Annotated in this window: 17 protein-coding genes and 2 pseudogenes; 8 read left to right on the top strand and 11 right to left on the bottom strand. The window is 64.5% G+C overall.

All coding sequences use genetic code 11. From position 1 onward, the window contains the following. Positions 1-8 precede the first annotated feature (8 nt). From EDC31_RS12490 to zapE, 3 genes are all read left to right on the top strand, one after another. On the top strand, positions 9-1,520 hold the full coding sequence (locus tag EDC31_RS12490) for an acetyl-CoA hydrolase/transferase family protein (RefSeq protein WP_042060724.1): 1,512 nt from the start codon (positions 9-11) through the stop codon (positions 1,518-1,520). 162 nt (positions 1,521-1,682) lie between these two features. Further along, positions 1,683-3,164 carry a malate dehydrogenase (quinone) gene (mqo, locus tag EDC31_RS12485; RefSeq protein WP_042060722.1) on the top strand — a complete coding sequence of 494 codons (1,482 nt, stop codon included), beginning with the start codon at positions 1,683-1,685 and terminating at the stop codon, positions 3,162-3,164. A gap of 27 nt (positions 3,165-3,191) precedes the next feature. Continuing rightward, complete coding sequence (gene zapE, locus EDC31_RS12480; RefSeq protein ID WP_042060720.1) at positions 3,192-4,325, top strand: cell division protein ZapE; 1,134 nt, start codon at positions 3,192-3,194, stop codon at positions 4,323-4,325. Positions 4,326-4,483: 158 nt separating this feature from the next. Here zapE and EDC31_RS18195 read toward each other — a convergent pair whose 3' ends face one another. Continuing rightward, on the bottom strand, positions 4,484-4,729 hold the full coding sequence (locus tag EDC31_RS18195; protein WP_239641726.1) for a hypothetical protein: 246 nt from the start codon (positions 4,727-4,729) through the stop codon (positions 4,484-4,486). On the opposite strand from EDC31_RS18195, the gene EDC31_RS12475 reads away from it, so the two are divergent. Then, positions 4,728-5,792, top strand: coding sequence for a glycosyltransferase (locus EDC31_RS12475; RefSeq protein WP_239641725.1), 1,065 nt, complete (start codon positions 4,728-4,730; stop codon positions 5,790-5,792). The two genes, EDC31_RS18195 and EDC31_RS12475, sit on opposite strands and share 2 nt — an antisense overlap. On the opposite strand, the gene pnuC is transcribed toward EDC31_RS12475, so the two are convergent. The 9 genes from pnuC to EDC31_RS17730 form a co-directional block, all read right to left on the bottom strand. Further along, positions 5,682-6,242: a nicotinamide riboside transporter PnuC gene (pnuC, locus tag EDC31_RS12470; RefSeq protein WP_042060716.1), complete on the bottom strand. Its 561-nt coding sequence runs from the start codon at positions 6,240-6,242 to the stop codon at positions 5,682-5,684. The two genes, EDC31_RS12475 and pnuC, sit on opposite strands and share 111 nt — an antisense overlap. Next, positions 6,239-7,366: a phosphotransferase enzyme family protein gene (locus tag EDC31_RS12465; RefSeq protein WP_042060780.1), complete on the bottom strand. Its 1,128-nt coding sequence runs from the start codon at positions 7,364-7,366 to the stop codon at positions 6,239-6,241. Before EDC31_RS12465 ends, pnuC begins: the two co-directional genes overlap by 4 nt. A 258-nt stretch (positions 7,367-7,624) precedes the next feature. Next, a complete protein-coding gene (locus EDC31_RS12460; RefSeq protein WP_042060714.1) occupies positions 7,625-8,374 on the bottom strand; it encodes an SDR family NAD(P)-dependent oxidoreductase in 750 nt (249 codons plus the stop codon). Positions 8,375-8,619: 245 nt separating this feature from the next. After that, the gene (locus tag EDC31_RS12455; RefSeq protein ID WP_042060712.1) at positions 8,620-9,330 is read right to left on the bottom strand and encodes an SDR family oxidoreductase; all 711 of its coding nucleotides are present in this window, start codon (positions 9,328-9,330) and stop codon (positions 8,620-8,622) included. 104 nt (positions 9,331-9,434) lie between these two features. Further along, positions 9,435-9,851, bottom strand: coding sequence for a carboxymuconolactone decarboxylase family protein (locus tag EDC31_RS12450; RefSeq protein ID WP_042060710.1), 417 nt, complete (start codon positions 9,849-9,851; stop codon positions 9,435-9,437). 71 nt (positions 9,852-9,922) lie between these two features. Beyond that, complete coding sequence (locus tag EDC31_RS12445; protein ID WP_042060709.1) at positions 9,923-10,597, bottom strand: peroxiredoxin-like family protein; 675 nt, start codon at positions 10,595-10,597, stop codon at positions 9,923-9,925. 72 nt (positions 10,598-10,669) lie between these two features. After that, positions 10,670-11,764 carry an alkene reductase gene (locus EDC31_RS12440; RefSeq protein ID WP_042060706.1) on the bottom strand — a complete coding sequence of 365 codons (1,095 nt, stop codon included), beginning with the start codon at positions 11,762-11,764 and terminating at the stop codon, positions 10,670-10,672. Between the two features lie 25 nt (positions 11,765-11,789). Beyond that, positions 11,790-12,425: a glutathione S-transferase family protein gene (locus EDC31_RS12435; protein ID WP_042060704.1), complete on the bottom strand. Its 636-nt coding sequence runs from the start codon at positions 12,423-12,425 to the stop codon at positions 11,790-11,792. Then, complete coding sequence (locus EDC31_RS17730; RefSeq protein WP_158310349.1) at positions 12,418-12,579, bottom strand: hypothetical protein; 162 nt, start codon at positions 12,577-12,579, stop codon at positions 12,418-12,420. Before EDC31_RS17730 ends, EDC31_RS12435 begins: the two co-directional genes overlap by 8 nt. A 114-nt stretch (positions 12,580-12,693) precedes the next feature. On the opposite strand from EDC31_RS17730, the gene EDC31_RS12430 reads away from it, so the two are divergent. The 4 genes and pseudogenes from EDC31_RS12430 to EDC31_RS12415 all read left to right on the top strand — a co-directional run bounded on the left by EDC31_RS12430 (position 12,694) and on the right by EDC31_RS12415 (position 15,601). Beyond that, entirely contained in the window at positions 12,694-13,578 is an 885-nt protein-coding gene (locus tag EDC31_RS12430) for a LysR family transcriptional regulator (protein ID WP_042060703.1), read from the top strand. Continuing rightward, positions 13,566-13,986: pseudogene (locus tag EDC31_RS12425) on the top strand (IS6 family transposase); the annotation flags it as partial. The gene EDC31_RS12430 and the pseudogene EDC31_RS12425, both read left to right, overlap by 13 nt. A gap of 133 nt (positions 13,987-14,119) precedes the next feature. Beyond that, a pseudogene (locus EDC31_RS12420) lies at positions 14,120-14,404 on the top strand (transposase); the annotation flags it as partial. 216 nt (positions 14,405-14,620) lie between these two features. Next, the gene (locus EDC31_RS12415; protein WP_052512633.1) at positions 14,621-15,601 is read left to right on the top strand and encodes an alpha/beta hydrolase fold domain-containing protein; all 981 of its coding nucleotides are present in this window, start codon (positions 14,621-14,623) and stop codon (positions 15,599-15,601) included. A gap of 141 nt (positions 15,602-15,742) precedes the next feature. Here EDC31_RS12415 and EDC31_RS17725 read toward each other — a convergent pair. After that, positions 15,743-15,973 (bottom strand): transposase (locus EDC31_RS17725; RefSeq protein ID WP_165920204.1); only part of this gene is annotated, 231 nt, incomplete at its 5' end.

The following is a 15,973-nucleotide window of genomic DNA, read 5'->3' as shown; positions in this document are numbered from 1 at the left end:
ACGAGAAAATGGCAGAGCGTATTCGCAGCGCCTCCCTGCGGAAAAAGGTGATGAGCGCGGCCGAGGCGGCGGCGTTCATCAAGGACGGCATGGTCGTCGGCATGAGTGGCTTCACCGGCTCGGGCTATCCCAAGGCCGTGCCGACGGCGCTCGCCGAGCAGATGCAGGCCGCCCATGACAAGGGCGATCCGTTCCGGATCAGCGTCCTGACGGGCGCCTCGACGGGGCCGGAACTGGACGGCGCGCTGGGGAAGGCGAACGGGATGAGCTTCCGCTCGCCCTTCAACACCGACCCCGCCTGCCGCGACCGCATCAATAACGGCGAGACGGATTTCCTCGACATCCATCTCGGCCAGGTCGCGCAGTTCGCCGATCAGGGCGTGCTGGGGGATATGGACGTCGCCGTCATCGAGGTCTCGGCCATCAACGAGGACGGTACGCTCGTGCCCTCCTCGTCGATCGGCAACAACGTGACCTGGCTGAAACTGGCGAAGAAGGTCATCATCGAGGTCAGCCACTGGCAGTCCCTCGATCTCGACGGCATCCATGACATCTATGATTTCGGCCTGCCGCCGGACCGCAAGCCGATCCCGCTGACCAAGCCCAGCGACCTGATCGGCACGCACTATCTCACCTGCGACCCCGAGAAGATCGTCGCCGTGGTCGAGGCGGAGCTTCCGGACCGCAACGCGCCGTTCAAGGCCGCGGACGAGGGCGCGCGCAAGATCGCGGGCTATCTGCTCGACTTCCTCGGCAACGAGGTGAAGAAGGGCCGCCTGCCCGAGCACCTCCTGCCGCTCCAGTCGGGCGTCGGCAATGTCGCCAACGCCGTGCTGGCCGGGCTGGTCGATTCGCCCTTCGAGAACATGACCGCCTATACGGAGGTCATTCAGGACGGGATGCTCGACCTGCTCGATTGCGGCAAGCTGACCGTCGCCTCGGCCACGGCCTTCTCGCTCAGCCCCGAGGCGGCGGAGAAGATCAACGCCAATATGGGGAACTATCGCGGCCGTCTGATCCTGCGTCCGCAGGATGTCAGCAACAGTGCGGAAGTCATCCGCCGCCTCGGCTGCATCGCCATGAACAGCCTGATCGAGGCCGACATCTTCGGCAACGTGAACTCCACCCATGTCATGGGGTCGCGGATGCAGAACGGGATCGGCGGATCGGGCGATTTCGCTCGCAACTCCTATATCTCGATCTTCGTCACGCCCTCCGTGGCCAAGGGCGGCAAGATCTCCTCGATCGTCCCGCATGTGGCCCATACGGACCATTTGACGCAGGACGTCGACGTCCTGGTGACGGAGATGGGCCTTGCCGATCTGCGCGGCCTCGCCCCGCGCAAGCGCGCCGAGGCGATCATCGCCAACTGCGTGCACCCGGACTACCAGCCGCTGCTGGAGGACTATTATCGTCGCGCGCTCCGCAGTTCCTATGGTCTGCACGCGCCGACACTGCTCAACGAGGCGCTGTCCTTCCATCAGCGTTTCGTCGAGACCGGCAGCATGCTTCCGGCCTGACGGGCGGGGCATTCCGCGCGGCATCGACCGCGCGGAACTTGTCCGCTAGTTTCCGTTTCGACCGCGCGCCGGGGCGTGCCGGAACGCAGTGCGGGCCGGTGCGCGTCTCCCGGCGCGTTCCGTTTCTTGCCGGCCCGGCCTTTTTGACGGAGTTCGTTCGCAATGTCCTCTCCCCTGCCTGAACGGCCTGACATCGTGCTGATCGGCGCGGGCGTGATGAGCGCCAGTTTCGCGGCGCTGATCCGCTCGCTCGATCCCGCGCTGAGCATCGCCGCCTTCGAGACGCTGGATGCCTGCGGGCTCGAAAGCTCGCAGGCCTGGAACAACGCGGGCACGGGACACGCCGCCTATTGCGAGCTGAACTACACCTCCCAGCGCCCCGACGGCAGCGTCGATATTTCCAAGGCGCTGGACGTGAACACCGAGTTCGACATCTCCCGCCAGCTCTGGGCGCATTGGGTGCGCGAGGGCTGGATCGACGATCCGGCGCGCTTCATCCGCACCTGCCCGCATATGAGCTTCGTCTGGGGGCAGAAGAACGTCGCCTTCCTGCGCGCGCGGTACGACGCCATGTCCGCCCATCACTGCTTCGCGGGCATGGAGTATACGGAAGACCCCGACATCATCGCGCAATGGGCGCCGCTGGTCATGCAGGGGCGCGATCGCGCGCAGCCCCTGGCCGCGACGCGCACCATGGCGGGAACGGACGTGGATTTCGGCGCCCTGACCCGTGCCCTTTTCGGCCGTCTGGCGCCGATGGGCGGGATGTCCGTGCAGTATCGGCATCAGGTCACGGGGCTCAGCCGCGAGGCGGACGGTCGCTGGCGCGTCACGGCGCGCGAGATCGGGACGGGCAAGACTGTTTCCGTCTCCGCCGGTTTCGTCTTCGTCGGCGCGGGCGGGGCGGCGCTGAAAATGCTTCAGGCCGCGCATCTTCCCGAGGCGCACGGCTATGCCGGGTTTCCCGTCAGCGGCCAGTGGCTGCGCTGTGACGATCCCGATCTCGCCGCGCGGCATTTCGCCAAGGTCTATGGCAAGGCGGCGGTCGGCTCGCCGCCCATGTCGGTTCCGCATCTCGACACGCGCGTCATCGACGGGCGGCGCTATCTGCTCTTCGGGCCCTATGCGGGCTTCACGACGAAATTCCTCAAGCGCGGCTCCTGGACGGATCTGCCCGGCGCCACGCGGCCGGACAATATCCTGCCCATGCTCCAGGTGGGCATGGATAACGTCGCGCTGGTCAAATATCTGGTCGAGCAGGTTGTGCAGAGCGACAGCCAGCGCTTCTCGGCGCTGCTGGACTACTACCCCGACGCCTCGCAGCCGCAGTGGCAGCGCGCGGTCGCGGGACAGCGGGTGCAGATCATCAAGAAGGAAAACGGGCGCGGCGTACTGAAATTCGGCACGGAAATCGTCCGCGCGGGCGACAATTCGCTGGTCGCGGTGCTCGGCGCCTCGCCGGGCGCGTCCATCGCCGGGTCGATCGCCCTGCAGGTGGCGGAGACGTGCTTCGGCGATCGTCTCGCCTCCGAATGGCGCGACGCGTTGTTGAAAATCTTCCCGTTCTACGGGCGCGATTTCAAGACCGACGCCGAAGCCTGCATGGCCAGCCGGCATGACACCGGCGCCGTGCTACATATCTGACCGGATTCAGGAATACGGACCGTCTTCATGTCCTTCAAGCTCGTCAAGGCGCTGATGCCCGCCAATGCCACCCTGTCCGAAGCCTATGCGGCCGGCGTGCGGGACGGTCTCATCCAGCATGACGACGCGCAGGCGCAGGCCGCCCGCGCGCTGGACGCGCTCGCGGTGCGGCTGACGGACAAGGCGCGCGAAACATCCGGCGCGAAAGGGCTGCTGGCGCGGTTCTCCCGCTCCATTCCGGTACTGGTGGACGGTGTCTATCTCGTCGGCGAGGTCGGGCGCGGCAAGTCCATGCTCATGGACATGTTCTTCGAACTCGTCCCGGTGCAGAAAAAACGCCGCATCCATTTCCATGCCTTCATGCAGGAATGTCACAAGGCGCTGCACGCCATCCAGCGCCTGCCGCGCAAGCCGGACGATCCGGTGGCCGATCTCGCGGAGAAGATCGCCGAACGCTACAGCCTGATCTGCTTCGACGAATTCCAGATGCATGACATGTCCGACGCAGTCGTGATCCTGCGCCTGCTCAACATGCTGATCGAACTCGGCGTGACCTTCGTCGCCACCTCCAACACCGAGCCCGAGAACCTGCTGAAGGGCCATCAGGGCCGGGTGGTCATGCTGCCCTATATCCGCGCCTTCGCCCGGCATATGCAGGTCGTCCTGCTGCAATCGGCGCGGGATTACCGGCGCGGTCGCGAGGACTCGGACGAGGCGTGGCTCATCCCCGCCGATGCCGAGGCGCGCGCGAAGCTGGACGCGATCTTCGCCAAATACGCGACGGAAGCCCCCGCGCCGGCCGAGCTCTCACTGGGGTCGCGGAGCCTGCATGTGCCGCAGGCGGGCGGGAAGGTGGCGCGCTTCTCCTTCGACGATCTCTGCGCCAACATGTACGGCCCCGGCGATTTCATCCGGCTCGCCGACGCCTATCCCGTCATCATCATCGACGGCATCCCGCGGCTCGACCCCGACCGTTACGATATCGCCCGCCGCTTCATCACCTTGATCGACGTGCTGTACGAGCGTCATACGCTGCTCTTCGTCTCCGCCGCGTGCTGGCCGGAATCGCTTTATGAGGCGGGCGAGAACGCGCGCATCTTCGAGCGCACGGCGTCACGTCTGGATGAAATGCGCTCCGATAGCTGGCAAATACCGGCATAGGCACAGAATCTCGCCCCGGCAAAAGGTCATGAGACCAGAACGAGGTCGCGATCTCCAAGTAACTGTTTGCAAGAGACGGTTAATTTCTTCCCCGGATTCAAAAACAGGATTGCGGGCAGGCGCCGGAAGATGCCATGAAGCGGACGCATGGCATTGGATCATTGTTGGGATGCGTCTTTGTTCTTTTTCGGGAAAAAGAACCAGAAAACTTTTTCGATCTGGCCGGTGAGTCTCGCAGTGAGGCCCCGTCGGCAAAGGATCAAAAGTCTTTTTGCTTCTTTTTCTTCAGAAAAAGAAGGTGCAAAGCCCTCCACCCCGGCCCGTGCCACGACGCGCCGCATCGCCTTCACGATCCAGCACATCAACGCGCTCGGCGGCACGGAACGCTCCACATGCGCGGTCATGAACGGGCTTGTGGAGCAGGCGGAACTGCATCTTTACGAGGTGTGTTCGCGCGGTCCGGCGGTGTTCGGGCTTGATTCGCGCATCACCACGCACCGGCTGTCGGATCGGAGCGTCTCCCTGCTCGCGAGCTGGCCGCGCCTCGTGCTGTCTCTCGCGCGGGACCTGCGACGGCGCAGGATCGACACGCTGGTCGCGGTCGAATCCACCCATGCGCTTTATGCCGTTCCGGCCGCGCGGCTGGCCGGGTGCCGCGTCATCGTCTGGGAGCATTTCAATTTCCACACGGATCTGGGCAAGCGCAAGCGCCGGTGGGGGCGGCGCGTCGCGGCGCGTTATGCGGATGATGTGGTCACGCTGACCGAGCGCGATCTCGATCTTTGGCGCGAGGGCGCGCGGCCGCGCGCGCGTCTGACGGCCATCGCCAACATCGCTCCGCCAGTCGTCGCGACGCCCTATGGCATCGGCCGCCGCACGGTGCTCGCGCTGGGGCGCTTCTGCGCGCAGAAGGGATTCGAGCGCCTGCTCGCCGCCTGGGCGCTGGTCGAGGCCGATCCGCGCGGGGCGGAGTGGCGTCTGACGATTCATGGTGACGGGCCGGATCGCGCGCGCCTTGACGAGCAAAGCGCGTCGCTGGCCCGCGTGGCGATTCATCCGCCTCGGGCCGATGCCTTCGCCTTGTACGAAGAAGCCGGACTCTTCGCCGCCTCCTCGCGCCGCGAAGGGTTGCCGATGGTGCTGCTGGAGGCCGCGGCGCATGGCGTCCCCGCCGTCGCCTTCGATTGCGAAACCGGCCCCGGCGAAATCATCGCCCGGGACGTCTCCGGAATGCTGGTTCCGGAAGGCGACGTGCCGGCGCTGGCCGAGGCGCTGCTGACGCTCATGGCGGACCCCGCCGCCCGCTGCCGGATGTCCGAAGGCGCGCGCGCCCGCGCCCGGACGTTCTGCCGCGACTCAATCCTGGCCCGCTGGAGCGCCCTGCTCCGGCTGCCACCGCCGCCAGCCGTCCAGAGCGAGGCCGACGAATCCGCCATAGAGCAGGGCGGTCGGCATGAGGCCGCGTGACAGGAACAATGCCACGTAAAGCGCGTCGATCACCACCCAGGCGGGCCAGCAGAGGCGGTATCGGCGCGCCATCCAGTATTGCGCCACGAGGCTGAACGCGCTCAGCCCCGCATCGGCGAAGGGGGCGGGATCGTTCGTCCAGCGCGCTAGCATCGCGCCCCAGACCGCCGCCCCGATCAGCCCCGCCGTCATGCCGAGCACGATCCCGCGCGCGCCGGGCCGGGCGACGACGAGCGCCGCCGCCCGCGCCCAGTGCAGCCAGCCATAGACGAGAAAGCCGCAGAACACGATCTGCAACGCCATGTCCGCGTAGAGCCGCGCATCGAGGAAGACCCAGGCGTAGAGCAGCGTTCCCGTCAGCGAGACAGGCCAGCAGAACAGGGAGCGCCGGGCGGTGAGCGCCACGCCCAGCGCGCTCAGCGCCGCGGCCAGCCATTCGGTCAGGCTCACAGATGCCTCGCCAGCCAGTCGAGCAGGTTCTGCCCCTCATCCGCCTCGAACCAGCGCGCATGGCCGAGCAGATAGGAGTCATAGGCGACCGCCGCCGAGGCCGTGTCACCCAGCAGCGTGCCGTAATATCCCACTTCGGACAGGGCGAAACCGACATGGCAGAGCGGCAGGAAGGCGATGACGAGTGATTTCTCGACGGCGGACAGGGCGCGAACGGTCCGGTAGCCGTCGAGGAACGCCGCCAGTTGGGAAAAGCGCACCGGATGCGGCGTGGTGAGGTCGAGCCATGCCACGGCGTGACGTTCGATGGCGACGGCGAGGTCGAAGGGGGCGCAACTCCGGTCCGCCATGCCGAAATCCATGACCGCCGCCACGCGGGGCGCAGCGCCGTCCCAGAAGAGGTTGGAGCCGTGCCAGTCGCCATGGCCCCAGAGCGGTTCGATGGCTGCACGCAACGGGGCGAGCCGCGCTTCATGGGGCTGAAGCGCGCGCGCAACGTCCTCATGCCAGTTTTTTCCCTGAAGCGCCGCGAGCACTCCCGGCTCCGCCGCGGCCCAATCGCGCAGCGCGCCGTTCCCGGACGCGCCGTCAGTTGGGCCACCCAAGGGACCAAGCGTGGAGATCAGGGGGCGATGGCCACGCGCGGGCGCGTCATATCCCCGCGCCGCCTGATGCACGCGTCCGAGCATCGCCCCGGCGGCGCGCGCATCCTCCTCGCTCGCATAGGCCCCCCAGGAGTGCACGTCGCGATATCGGTCGGCCCCTTCGATCGCGGGATAGGCCTCGTAACTCCATCCGTCCCGTTCCACTGCGCGCGTCCCGTCCCGGGTCCGCAAAGGCAGCGTCACCGGCACGCCCTGCCGCGCCAGCCAGGCGGCGAAATCCTGCTCTTCCGCCAGCGCCGCCATGTCCCGCAGGCGGCGGTCATGCCGCTTGAGGAACACGCGGCCGCCGGAGACCAGCCGCACCAGCCCCGTCGCGGAGAACGGCCGTTGCCCGTGCCAGAGGATGTCCTCCGTCTCCAGCCCGTACCGTCCGAGCACGGCGCGCGCCTCGTCGGCGGCCAAGGGCGGCCAGTCACGCCGGTCCTGATGGCCGAGCACGCCGAACTGACCGGGAGTCATCGCGGCACTACGCCACGGGGCCGGACGCCGCGCTCTTTTGCCGGACGGTCGGCCGCCGCAGGGATGACATGGTCGAACGGGCGAAGCGTGCGCTGCATCGCCGTCCGATACACCATCCGTTCCGGTCACGCGAGCGGGCTGTCCTGCTGCGTGGGAGGCGAGCAGAAGGTTCGACAGGGGAGGAAGGCTTCAGGGAGGCCGGTCTCTTCCAGCACGAGCGCGACCTCCGCCGCCATGCGGCACATTCCAGACGACAGATCAGAGTGCGGAGGCGCCCCCGTCAACGATCAGATCGATGCCGGCGACATAGCTGCTCTCGTCCGAGGCCAGGAACAGCGCGGCGGCGGCGAGTTCTTCCGGCCGGCCCAGCCGCTTCATCGGCACGGCGGCAGCCCATTTTGCCCGCACCGCGTCTCCGCCCTCCGGCGTATCGGCCTGTCCGTCCATGATCGGCGTGTCGAACGGTCCCGGGCTGAGCGTATTCACGCGGATGCCGCGCTCCAGCAGTTCGGCGGTCCACGTTCTTGAAAAACTGCGAACGGCCGCCTTGCTCGCGCTGTAGGTTCCATAGCCGGGGACGCCCTTGTTCGCGGCGATCGAAGAGACGAGAATGACCGAGCTTCCGCGCCCGAGCAGCGATAACGCCCGATCGACCGTGAAATATACGCCACGGACATTGACGCCGAACGTCCGGTCGAAATTCTCGTCCGTCGCATCCGCCAGAAGCTGAGGCGCGACCATCCCGGAATTGGCGACGAGAACGTCGATCCGCCCTTTCTCTGCCCGAATCCGCTCGACCAGCCGGTCGATATCCTCGCTCCGCTGAACGTCGCCCTGCACGCCCGCGACATTGTCGCCGATCGAGGCCACCGCCTTGTCGAGTTCGCTCTGTCGCCGACCGGTGATGTAGACGAACGCGCCTTCTTCGGTGAAGCGTCTGGCCATCGCCAGCCCGAGTCCGCTGCTGCCGCCGGTGACGAGGGCGATCTTTCCGTCAAGTTTCGACATGTCTGAATCCTTCGAATAATGCGGTCACAGCAGGCCGCGATGGCCCGCATAATCGGCCGTCTTGTCCAGACCACGCTCGGCCACGATTTTGGTGGCGATCGGCATCACACCGGAAATGGCGGGAAATCCGACATAGGGCATTTTTTTTCGATATGTCGGCCGGGATGCTCGTGGTGAGGAAAATGAAGATTGTTGTGGAGACGAGCGGGGATCCGTCAGAGACCGGATCGAGCACCAGAAGCGCTTCAGGCTTTTCCGATCGAGGCTCCGCCGTCGATATGCAGGGTCTGTCCCGTCATGAACGATGCGTCTTCCGACAGCACAAACGCGATCGCCGCCGCCACTTCTTCCGGTCTTCCGAACCGTTTCATGGGGATGCCCGATAGATAGCGTTTTTCACCATCGCTGCCGGGCATGTTGTTGGCACGAAACAATTCGGTCTCTGTCGGGCCGGGAGCGACGGTGTTGACCGTGATCCCGGTCGTGGCAAGTTCGAGAGCCCACCCCCGCGAAAAGCTGATCAGTGCCGACTTCGCTGCGGCATAGGCGGTCCGTTGCACGGCTCCAAGGGCTGTCAGGCTGGATATGTTGACGATGCGTCCCCAACCACGCGCCTTCATCCCGGGCAGAAGGGCCTGCGCCGTCAGGACAGCGGGGTGAAGATTGACCCGCATGACCTCGTCGAGGGCGGACAGGGAAACCTCTTCAAGAGATTGCGCTCTGACGAGGCCGACGTTGTTGACGACGCCGTCGAAAGCGTAGTGCTCAGCAAGCTCGGTGCACAGGCGTGCCGTTGCGTCGCTGTCGGCAAGGTCCGCCTGCACAAGGGTGCCTGGAAAGCCGTCCGTGCGATTGCGCGCCAGACCGACGATGCGATGACCCTGCTTCGCCAGATTATGCGCCAGAGCCAGACCGATGCCCTTGCTGGCGCCGGTAATCAGAAAGGTTCGTTGCATTGTCGGGTCTCCAAGAGTGAAGGGGGGGGAGCGGGAGGAAGCGAAAAAGGAACCGCAGACAGGGTCATGTCGCGTTCCGGTGCCTGCGGCCCCCCTGCCCTGTTTCAGAGAAGGCCGCGATGGCCCGCATAATCGGCCGTCTTGTCCAGCCCACGCTCGGCTATGATTTTTGTGGCGATCGGCAGGACGCTCGAAATGGCTGGAAATCCGACATAGGGGAGCATCTGGATCAGCGCTTCTTCGATCTCGCGCAGCTTCATGCCGTGGTCGAGCGCGAAATTCATATGCAGACCGAATTCGTGCGGCTGTCGCAGCGCCACCATGACTGTCATGGTGATGAGGCTTCGGCGCGGCTGGTCGAGACCATCGCGCGTCCAGATGTCGCCGAAGACATGATCGACCGCATATCCGGCGATATCTGCGCCGAACGTGCCGGACTGAGCGGCATTGGCCAGACGCTCGGACTGCTCGGCCCCCATCAGCGCCCGGGTCGCGGCGTTGCCTTTTTCTCGTGGTGTCATCGCTTCATTTCGCTTTCTATTTTTTTCGGCGGGGTCGGCGCCATGCCTGACCCGCCCGATGATCGCGCGGGTCAGGCCGAGACGTTCGCGGCCTTGCGCAGGGCCGGGAGCATGTCTTCCGGCTCGGGGCGGCGGGTGTAGTCCGGGTTGACCTCGGCGTAGAGGATCACGCCGTCCCGGCCGATCACGAAGCGGCCGGGCATCGGCAGGGTCCAGCTTTCGTCGCCGTTGAAGCCCGGCAGATCGTTCTTCAGGTTCCGGTAGAGTTCGACCAGATAATCCGGCAGCGCGAAACGCAGGCCGAATTTCGCCGCCACATCGTTATGCGTGTCCGACAGGATCGGGAAATCCAGTTCGTTCTGGCGCACCGACTTGCGGCTGTTCACGGTCGTCTGGGGCGAAATGGCGATCAGGCTCGCGCCGAGTGCGCGGAATGACGGCAGGGCGGCTTCGAGCGCCTGGAGTTCCATGTTGCAGTAAGGGCACCAGACACCGCGATAGAAGCTGATAACCAGCGGACCTTCCGCCAGAAGATCGGCGGAGGAAACCGGATTGCCTTCCGGGTCGTCCAGCGTGAAGACCGGAGCCCTGTCGCCTGCCTTGAGCGCCCTGTCGGCAGCGCCGGAGGCGATCAGTTCGGCGGTGGCGCGGTGCATCACCTCGATGACCGAATGCGGGACGTTGTAGGGCGGCTTGCCGGCTTCGAAATCGGCCTTGAAGGCGTCGAGTTTTGCCTGAAGGGACATGGGTCGTTTCCTCTGTGGAGTGTCGTGACAGGCCCGGGCGACGATCTGTCGTTCCCGAGTCGGAATGGAATTTCAGCCGACGGATTCGAGCGCCGGATAATCGGTGTAGCCATGCGCGCCGCCGCCGTAGAAGGTCGAACGGTCATAGGGGTTCAGCGGCAGGTCGCGTCGCAGGCGCTCCGGCAGATCCGGGTTGCTGATGAACGCCCGCCCGAACGCGACGGCATCCGCCTCGCCCGCCCGGATGATCGCCTCGGCACTGACGCCGTCGAATCCCCCCGCGGCAATGAGCGTGCCCCTGAAGACGCGGCGCAGAGTCCGGGCCGCGACGGCATCGCTCTCGGCGACCAGTTCCGTGCCCTTGATGCGCGGCTCGACGACGTGGAGATAGGCGATGTCCATCTCGTCCAGTTTCTCCGCGACATAGCCGAAAGTTTCCTGCGGATCGCTGTCGGACATCGAACCGTACGTGCCGCTCGGGCTCAGCCGCACGCCGACACGATCCGCGCCCCAGATGTCGGTGGCCGCCTGCGTCACCTCCAGCAGGAAGCGCGCGCGGTTTTCGATCGGGCCGCCATAGTCGTCGGTGCGATGGTTGGTGCCGTCCTGCAGGAACTGGTCGGGCAGGTAGCCATTCGCGCCGTGGATTTCCACGCCGTCGAAACCCGCCTCTTTCGCCCGCGCCGCGCCCTGGCGGAACTGTTCGATCACGCCGGGAATTTCCTGGAGTTCCAGGGCGCGCGGCATCGAGAACGGTGCCGGTCCGTTCGGTGTGTAGGCATGGCCCTCCGCCTGGATGGCGGACGGCGCCACGGGTGCGCCGCCGCCCGGTTGAAGATCGTGGTGGGACTGCCGCCCGACATGCCAGAGCTGCATGACGATCTTGCCGCCGCCGGCATGCACGGCGTCGGTCACCGTGCGCCAGCCGTCGATCTGCGCGTCGTCATAGATGCCCGGCGCTCCGGCATAACCGTATCCTTCCCGGGCGACGGGCGTGGCTTCGGAAATGATGAGGCCACCCTGCGAGGTGCGCTGGGTGTAATATTCGCGCATGAGGACGCCCGCCCTGTCGCCGGTTTCCGAACGCATGCGGGTGAGCGGCGCCATGACGACCCGATGGTCGAGCACCAGCGCGCCCGCTCTGAAAGGCGTGAAAAGCATGGACATGATGTTTTCCTTGGTCGGGAGGATGTCAGTCTTGCGGGACGAGGGCTTCGACGCGGGCGATGCCGCGTCGCACGGCCGGGCGCGCTTCGACCGCTTCGTACCAACGCGCGACGTTGGGCGTGTCGTCGAATGTGACGTTGGGGAAACCACGACGCCACAGCCAGCCGAAATGGGCGATGTCCGCGATGGTGAAATCTTCCCCGGCGACGAATGGGCTGTCCGCCAGCACGCGGTCGAGAACGCCCATCGTGCGTGCCGCTTCGCTGGCGAAACGCTCGATGGCAAGAGGCTGAGGCTCGGCGGCGAAGCGCTGGAAAAATCCCGATTGCCCGAAAGCCGGACTCAGACCGGAAGCGTGAAAGAAGAGCTGTTCGAAAACGCGAGCGCGCTTTTCGCCGCCGGACGGCAGGAGCCGCCCGGTTTTCTCGGCGAGATAAACGAGTATCGCCGCTGATTCCGTGAGGACGAACGGATCGCCGCTCTCGGGCGTGTCGACGAGCACCGGCACCTTGCCATTGGGATTCAGCCTGAGGAATTCCGGCGTCTTCTGCTCGCCCTTGCGCACATTCACGCCGTGCAGCGTATAGGGCAGTTCCAGTTCCTCCAGCGCGATCGGCACCTTGACGCTGTTGGGCGTCGCGAAAGCATAGACATCAAGCATCGTCGTTTTCTCCTTCATGATTGGCCTGCGGGCTGGAGAGGGCATGTCCGAGCAGCGCCAACAGGGCATGAAGCGGGCTGCCGGTGAGTTGGAGGGCGAGCATGCCGTGCGCAACGGCCGGTTCGGACGCTGCGGCGATGAGTGGTCCGAACATCGGGTCTTCTTTCTCTCGGGCCCGGCCTGTCCGGGTGAAGAAGACAATATCTTCCATGACTCTCGACATGGCAGCCGTGTCAGGGCGATAAAGGTCATTCCTCGGAGGAATGGCATGGACCGATATCAGGCGATGACCACATTCGTACGCGTGGTGGAGACTGGCTCGTTTTCAGCGGCGGCGCGTCATCTCGGTGTGGGCCAGCCGGCGGTTTCCAAGACCGTGGCGCAGCTCGAAGCCCGGCTTCAGGTCAGCCTGCTGATCCGCACGACGCACGGGCTGACGCCGACCGAGGCGGGCCAGAACTTCTATGAGCGGGCGCGCAACGCCATCCAGGAGGCGGACGAGGCGGAACTCGCCGCCAAGGGCGCGGGTGTCGGGCTGTCCGGAAGATTGCGGGTATCGGCGGCGACAACATTTTCCCGCCTGCATGTGATTCCGAAATTACCCGAATTTCTGGCGGCGCATCCGCAGCTCGATGTCGATTTTCTCCTCGACGACCGGATGATCGATCTCGTGGCGGAAGGTGTCGATATCTCCCTGCGCATGGGCACGCTTTCCGATTCCACAGCCGTTGCAAGAAAAATCGCGACCGGCCGGCGATCGGTCATCGCAACGCCCGCGTATCTGGCGCGCGCGGGACTGCCGCGACATCCGGCGGATCTCGCGAACCATGACACCGTCATCTACAGTCAGTTGCCGCGCGTCTGGTCGTTCACGCGGGATGGGGCGGCGGCGTCGGTCTCCGTCTCGGGACGACTGCGCGTCAGCGCCGCCGAAGGATTGCGCGCCGCGATACTGGCGGACATGGGCCTGACCATCACGTCGGACTGGATGTTCGCGCCGGAACTGGAAAGCGGCGATGTCGTGCGCGTGCTGGAAGGGTGGTCGTTGCCTCCCATCGATCTCTGGGCGGTTTTCCCGGCCGGACGCATGATGACCGCGAAGGCACGTCAATTCGCGGCATTTGTAGAGGATCTCATGAAATCACCCGCCTGAACGGATCGCGCATCCATGATGAGCGCGCCTTTCGTGAGCTACAGGCGGCACTGTTTTCCCCGGAAGCTGAGCGCGCACACGGTGTGGCTGTATTTCCGCTTCCCGCTGAGCTTTCGGTCGGTCGAGGAAATGCTGCTCGGGCGCGGTATCATCGTCTCCTGCGAGACCATCCGCCGCTGGAGCCTCAGATTTGGCGCCGCCTCCGCCCGGAGCCTGCGGCGCAGGACGGCGAAACCGGGTGATGTCTGGCATCTCGACGAGGTCCGCATCGTGGTGGGTGGCCAGCCGCACTGGCTGTGGCGGGTAGTCGATCAGGACGGCTGCCTGCTCGACGAGATCCTGCAAAAAAGCCGACGCAATGCCAGGGCAGCGAAGAGATTGCCGACACGCCTGTTGCGCAGGCAGGGCGCGGCCCGCCCTGTCGACACCGCGCTTTCCCGTCACCTCCACCGCGTCCGGGCGTTCGCCCAGTGGAGCGTCGCAACCACCATCACGGCCTGAAAACCCCGCAGCCAGAATGTCCACAAAGTCGTCGAGTCAACGTGACATCACCCATCTTGTCGAGCATGACGTTCGCTCCCTGGTGCTCCAGCGCGTGGTGGGGATTGCGCTTGGGTATGAGGATCTGGTCGATCACGATCGGCTTCGGCATGATCCGGCACTGACGGGCAAGAGCACGCTGAACCGGCTGGAACTCGGGCGCGCTGAGCCGGGCCGCTATCATCGGATCGCTCACGACCCGGCAGCGATCGAGGGGCTGTTCGTCGATGTCTTTCTCGACGCCCCCGGCGCCGCCCCCGGCCAGATCGTGCTGGATCTGGACGCGATCGGCATTTCAGCGCGATCGGTGGATGACCTTGTCGGGGCACGCTGATGAATCTCCTTCAATAAAATCTTGTGATATTAAAAAACCGTGTTTCCACGAGTCAGGAATTCCGGTCCTGATGGTGCGTTCTCCAGACAGAGGCGGCTATGTGCAGCCGCTTTGGAAATTGGAAAGACGTTCGACGTCGTGAGCCCATGGGAAAAGGAACGAAACGCAATGGAAGGTCTTGGGATAAGATATTTCCACAGGGAAACTCTCAGTAACGAAGCTGCAGATTTTCAGAAGCAGCTTTACGAGAATCGCGTGAAGGGGCTGTTTGTCGCAGTCATGGCGAACAGCGTCGATCCGAAATTGCTGAAGCAGCTCGCCGGAATGGATAATATTACGACTGCGGCTCCCATTCCGCAGTCTCTGAGCGATCTCTGCAATATCACGACCGATCTGGCGAAGAACCGCACCGTCTGGACTTTGACGCCCAGGAACGCACCATCGAGCAAGGTAATTTTCTACATTCATGGCGGAGGTTACGTCATGAACATAACCTCCAGACACTGGGCATTTCTCGAGGATTTGTGTCGTCACACTTGCGCGACGATTGTCGTACCCGACTATCCGCTCGCCCCAGGCTCCACATTGGAGGATGTTTATGCCTGTGTAGAAACGGCGTATGGTCGTCTTGTCGAGACCATAGCCTCCGATCAGGTGGTCGTCATGGGTGACTCCGCGGGGGGAGGGTTATGTCTTGGCTTGGTCCAGAAACTCCGTAACGACGGACGCCCTCTACCGGAACAGGTTATCGTTCTGTCGCCTTGGCTCGATGTTACGGTGTCTAATCCGGCGATGGACGCAATCGACGATCGTGATCATCTGCTCGGCACGCGCGGACTCGTGCAGGCAGGGCAAGCCTATGCGGGGACGAACGATTTGCGTGATTTTCGGATAAGCCCGATTTACGGCAGCTTTTCCGATTTCCCGCCACTGTCGATTTTTCAGGGAACGCACGACATCTTTCTTGCAGATAGCCAGAAACTGGTCGCCAGATTTGAACAGGAAAGTCGCTCGATTAATTATTTCGAATTTCAGGCACAGTGCCATGTGTGGGCCATTTTCCCATTACCTGAGGCGCAGATCGCGCGCAACCTGATGGCGACCCTCATCAATAGCCAGCCCATGATTCTGCCAGAAAATAAAGGCTGAGATCTTCCCGTCGTCGTCGGACAGAGGGGGATATTCTGGCCGCCCGTCCAGGTCGCGGCCGAGCGCAGGTTCATCCTGTCTGGCCCGTAGGCCAGCGCAAGATGGAACAACGTCACGCCGTCCCTGATTGCCCGCCGTCTGTCAACGACGGCGCAAAAACCTGCCAGACGGCGGGGTAAAAGTAGGCCACTTTGCGCTGCAAGCGGGGAACGTCGGGAGGGCGTAGCCCGACCAGAGTTTCTCGCTTGCAGCGTCGGCGGTTTTTGTGAGGGTTTCAGCCCGCAGCATCGCCGTCATCCGGCGCGATCCCAGGAATGGCCAGGTCAGGAACAGTTCGTCGATCCGACGCATCAGCGCCGGATCGTTATCATT

Origin of the sequence: Acidomonas methanolica (genome assembly GCF_004346035.1) — a bacterium.
Taxonomy (GTDB): Bacteria; Pseudomonadota; Alphaproteobacteria; order Acetobacterales; family Acetobacteraceae; genus Acidomonas; species Acidomonas methanolica.
This window is presented reverse-complemented; position numbering and strand designations above follow the sequence as displayed.

What these genes read in the sequence shown, in the direction of transcription:
- EDC31_RS12430 (WP_042060703.1), top strand. Translation starts at nt 12,694, where the DNA reads ATGGACCGATATCAGGCGATGACCACATTCGTACGCGTGGTGGAGACT.
- EDC31_RS12455 (WP_042060712.1), bottom strand. Translation starts at nt 9,330, where the DNA reads ATGCAACGAACCTTTCTGATTACCGGCGCCAGCAAGGGCATCGGTCTG.
- EDC31_RS17730 (WP_158310349.1), bottom strand. Translation starts at nt 12,579, where the DNA reads ATGTTCGGACCACTCATCGCCGCAGCGTCCGAACCGGCCGTTGCGCAC.
- EDC31_RS12440 (WP_042060706.1), bottom strand. Translation starts at nt 11,764, where the DNA reads ATGTCCATGCTTTTCACGCCTTTCAGAGCGGGCGCGCTGGTGCTCGAC.
- EDC31_RS12490 (WP_042060724.1), top strand. Translation starts at nt 9, where the DNA reads ATGGCAGAGCGTATTCGCAGCGCCTCCCTGCGGAAAAAGGTGATGAGC.
- zapE (WP_042060720.1), top strand. Translation starts at nt 3,192, where the DNA reads ATGTCCTTCAAGCTCGTCAAGGCGCTGATGCCCGCCAATGCCACCCTG.
- EDC31_RS18195 (WP_239641726.1), bottom strand. Translation starts at nt 4,729, where the DNA reads ATGACCGCGCATGTGGAGCGTTCCGTGCCGCCGAGCGCGTTGATGTGC.
- EDC31_RS12415 (WP_052512633.1), top strand. Translation starts at nt 14,621, where the DNA reads ATGGAAGGTCTTGGGATAAGATATTTCCACAGGGAAACTCTCAGTAAC.
- EDC31_RS12435 (WP_042060704.1), bottom strand. Translation starts at nt 12,425, where the DNA reads ATGCTTGATGTCTATGCTTTCGCGACGCCCAACAGCGTCAAGGTGCCG.
- EDC31_RS12450 (WP_042060710.1), bottom strand. Translation starts at nt 9,851, where the DNA reads ATGACACCACGAGAAAAAGGCAACGCCGCGACCCGGGCGCTGATGGGG.
- mqo (WP_042060722.1), top strand. Translation starts at nt 1,683, where the DNA reads ATGTCCTCTCCCCTGCCTGAACGGCCTGACATCGTGCTGATCGGCGCG.
- EDC31_RS12445 (WP_042060709.1), bottom strand. Translation starts at nt 10,597, where the DNA reads ATGTCCCTTCAGGCAAAACTCGACGCCTTCAAGGCCGATTTCGAAGCC.
- EDC31_RS12465 (WP_042060780.1), bottom strand. Translation starts at nt 7,366, where the DNA reads ATGACTCCCGGTCAGTTCGGCGTGCTCGGCCATCAGGACCGGCGTGAC.
- EDC31_RS12460 (WP_042060714.1), bottom strand. Translation starts at nt 8,374, where the DNA reads ATGTCGAAACTTGACGGAAAGATCGCCCTCGTCACCGGCGGCAGCAGC.
- EDC31_RS12475 (WP_239641725.1), top strand. Translation starts at nt 4,728, where the DNA reads ATGAACGGGCTTGTGGAGCAGGCGGAACTGCATCTTTACGAGGTGTGT.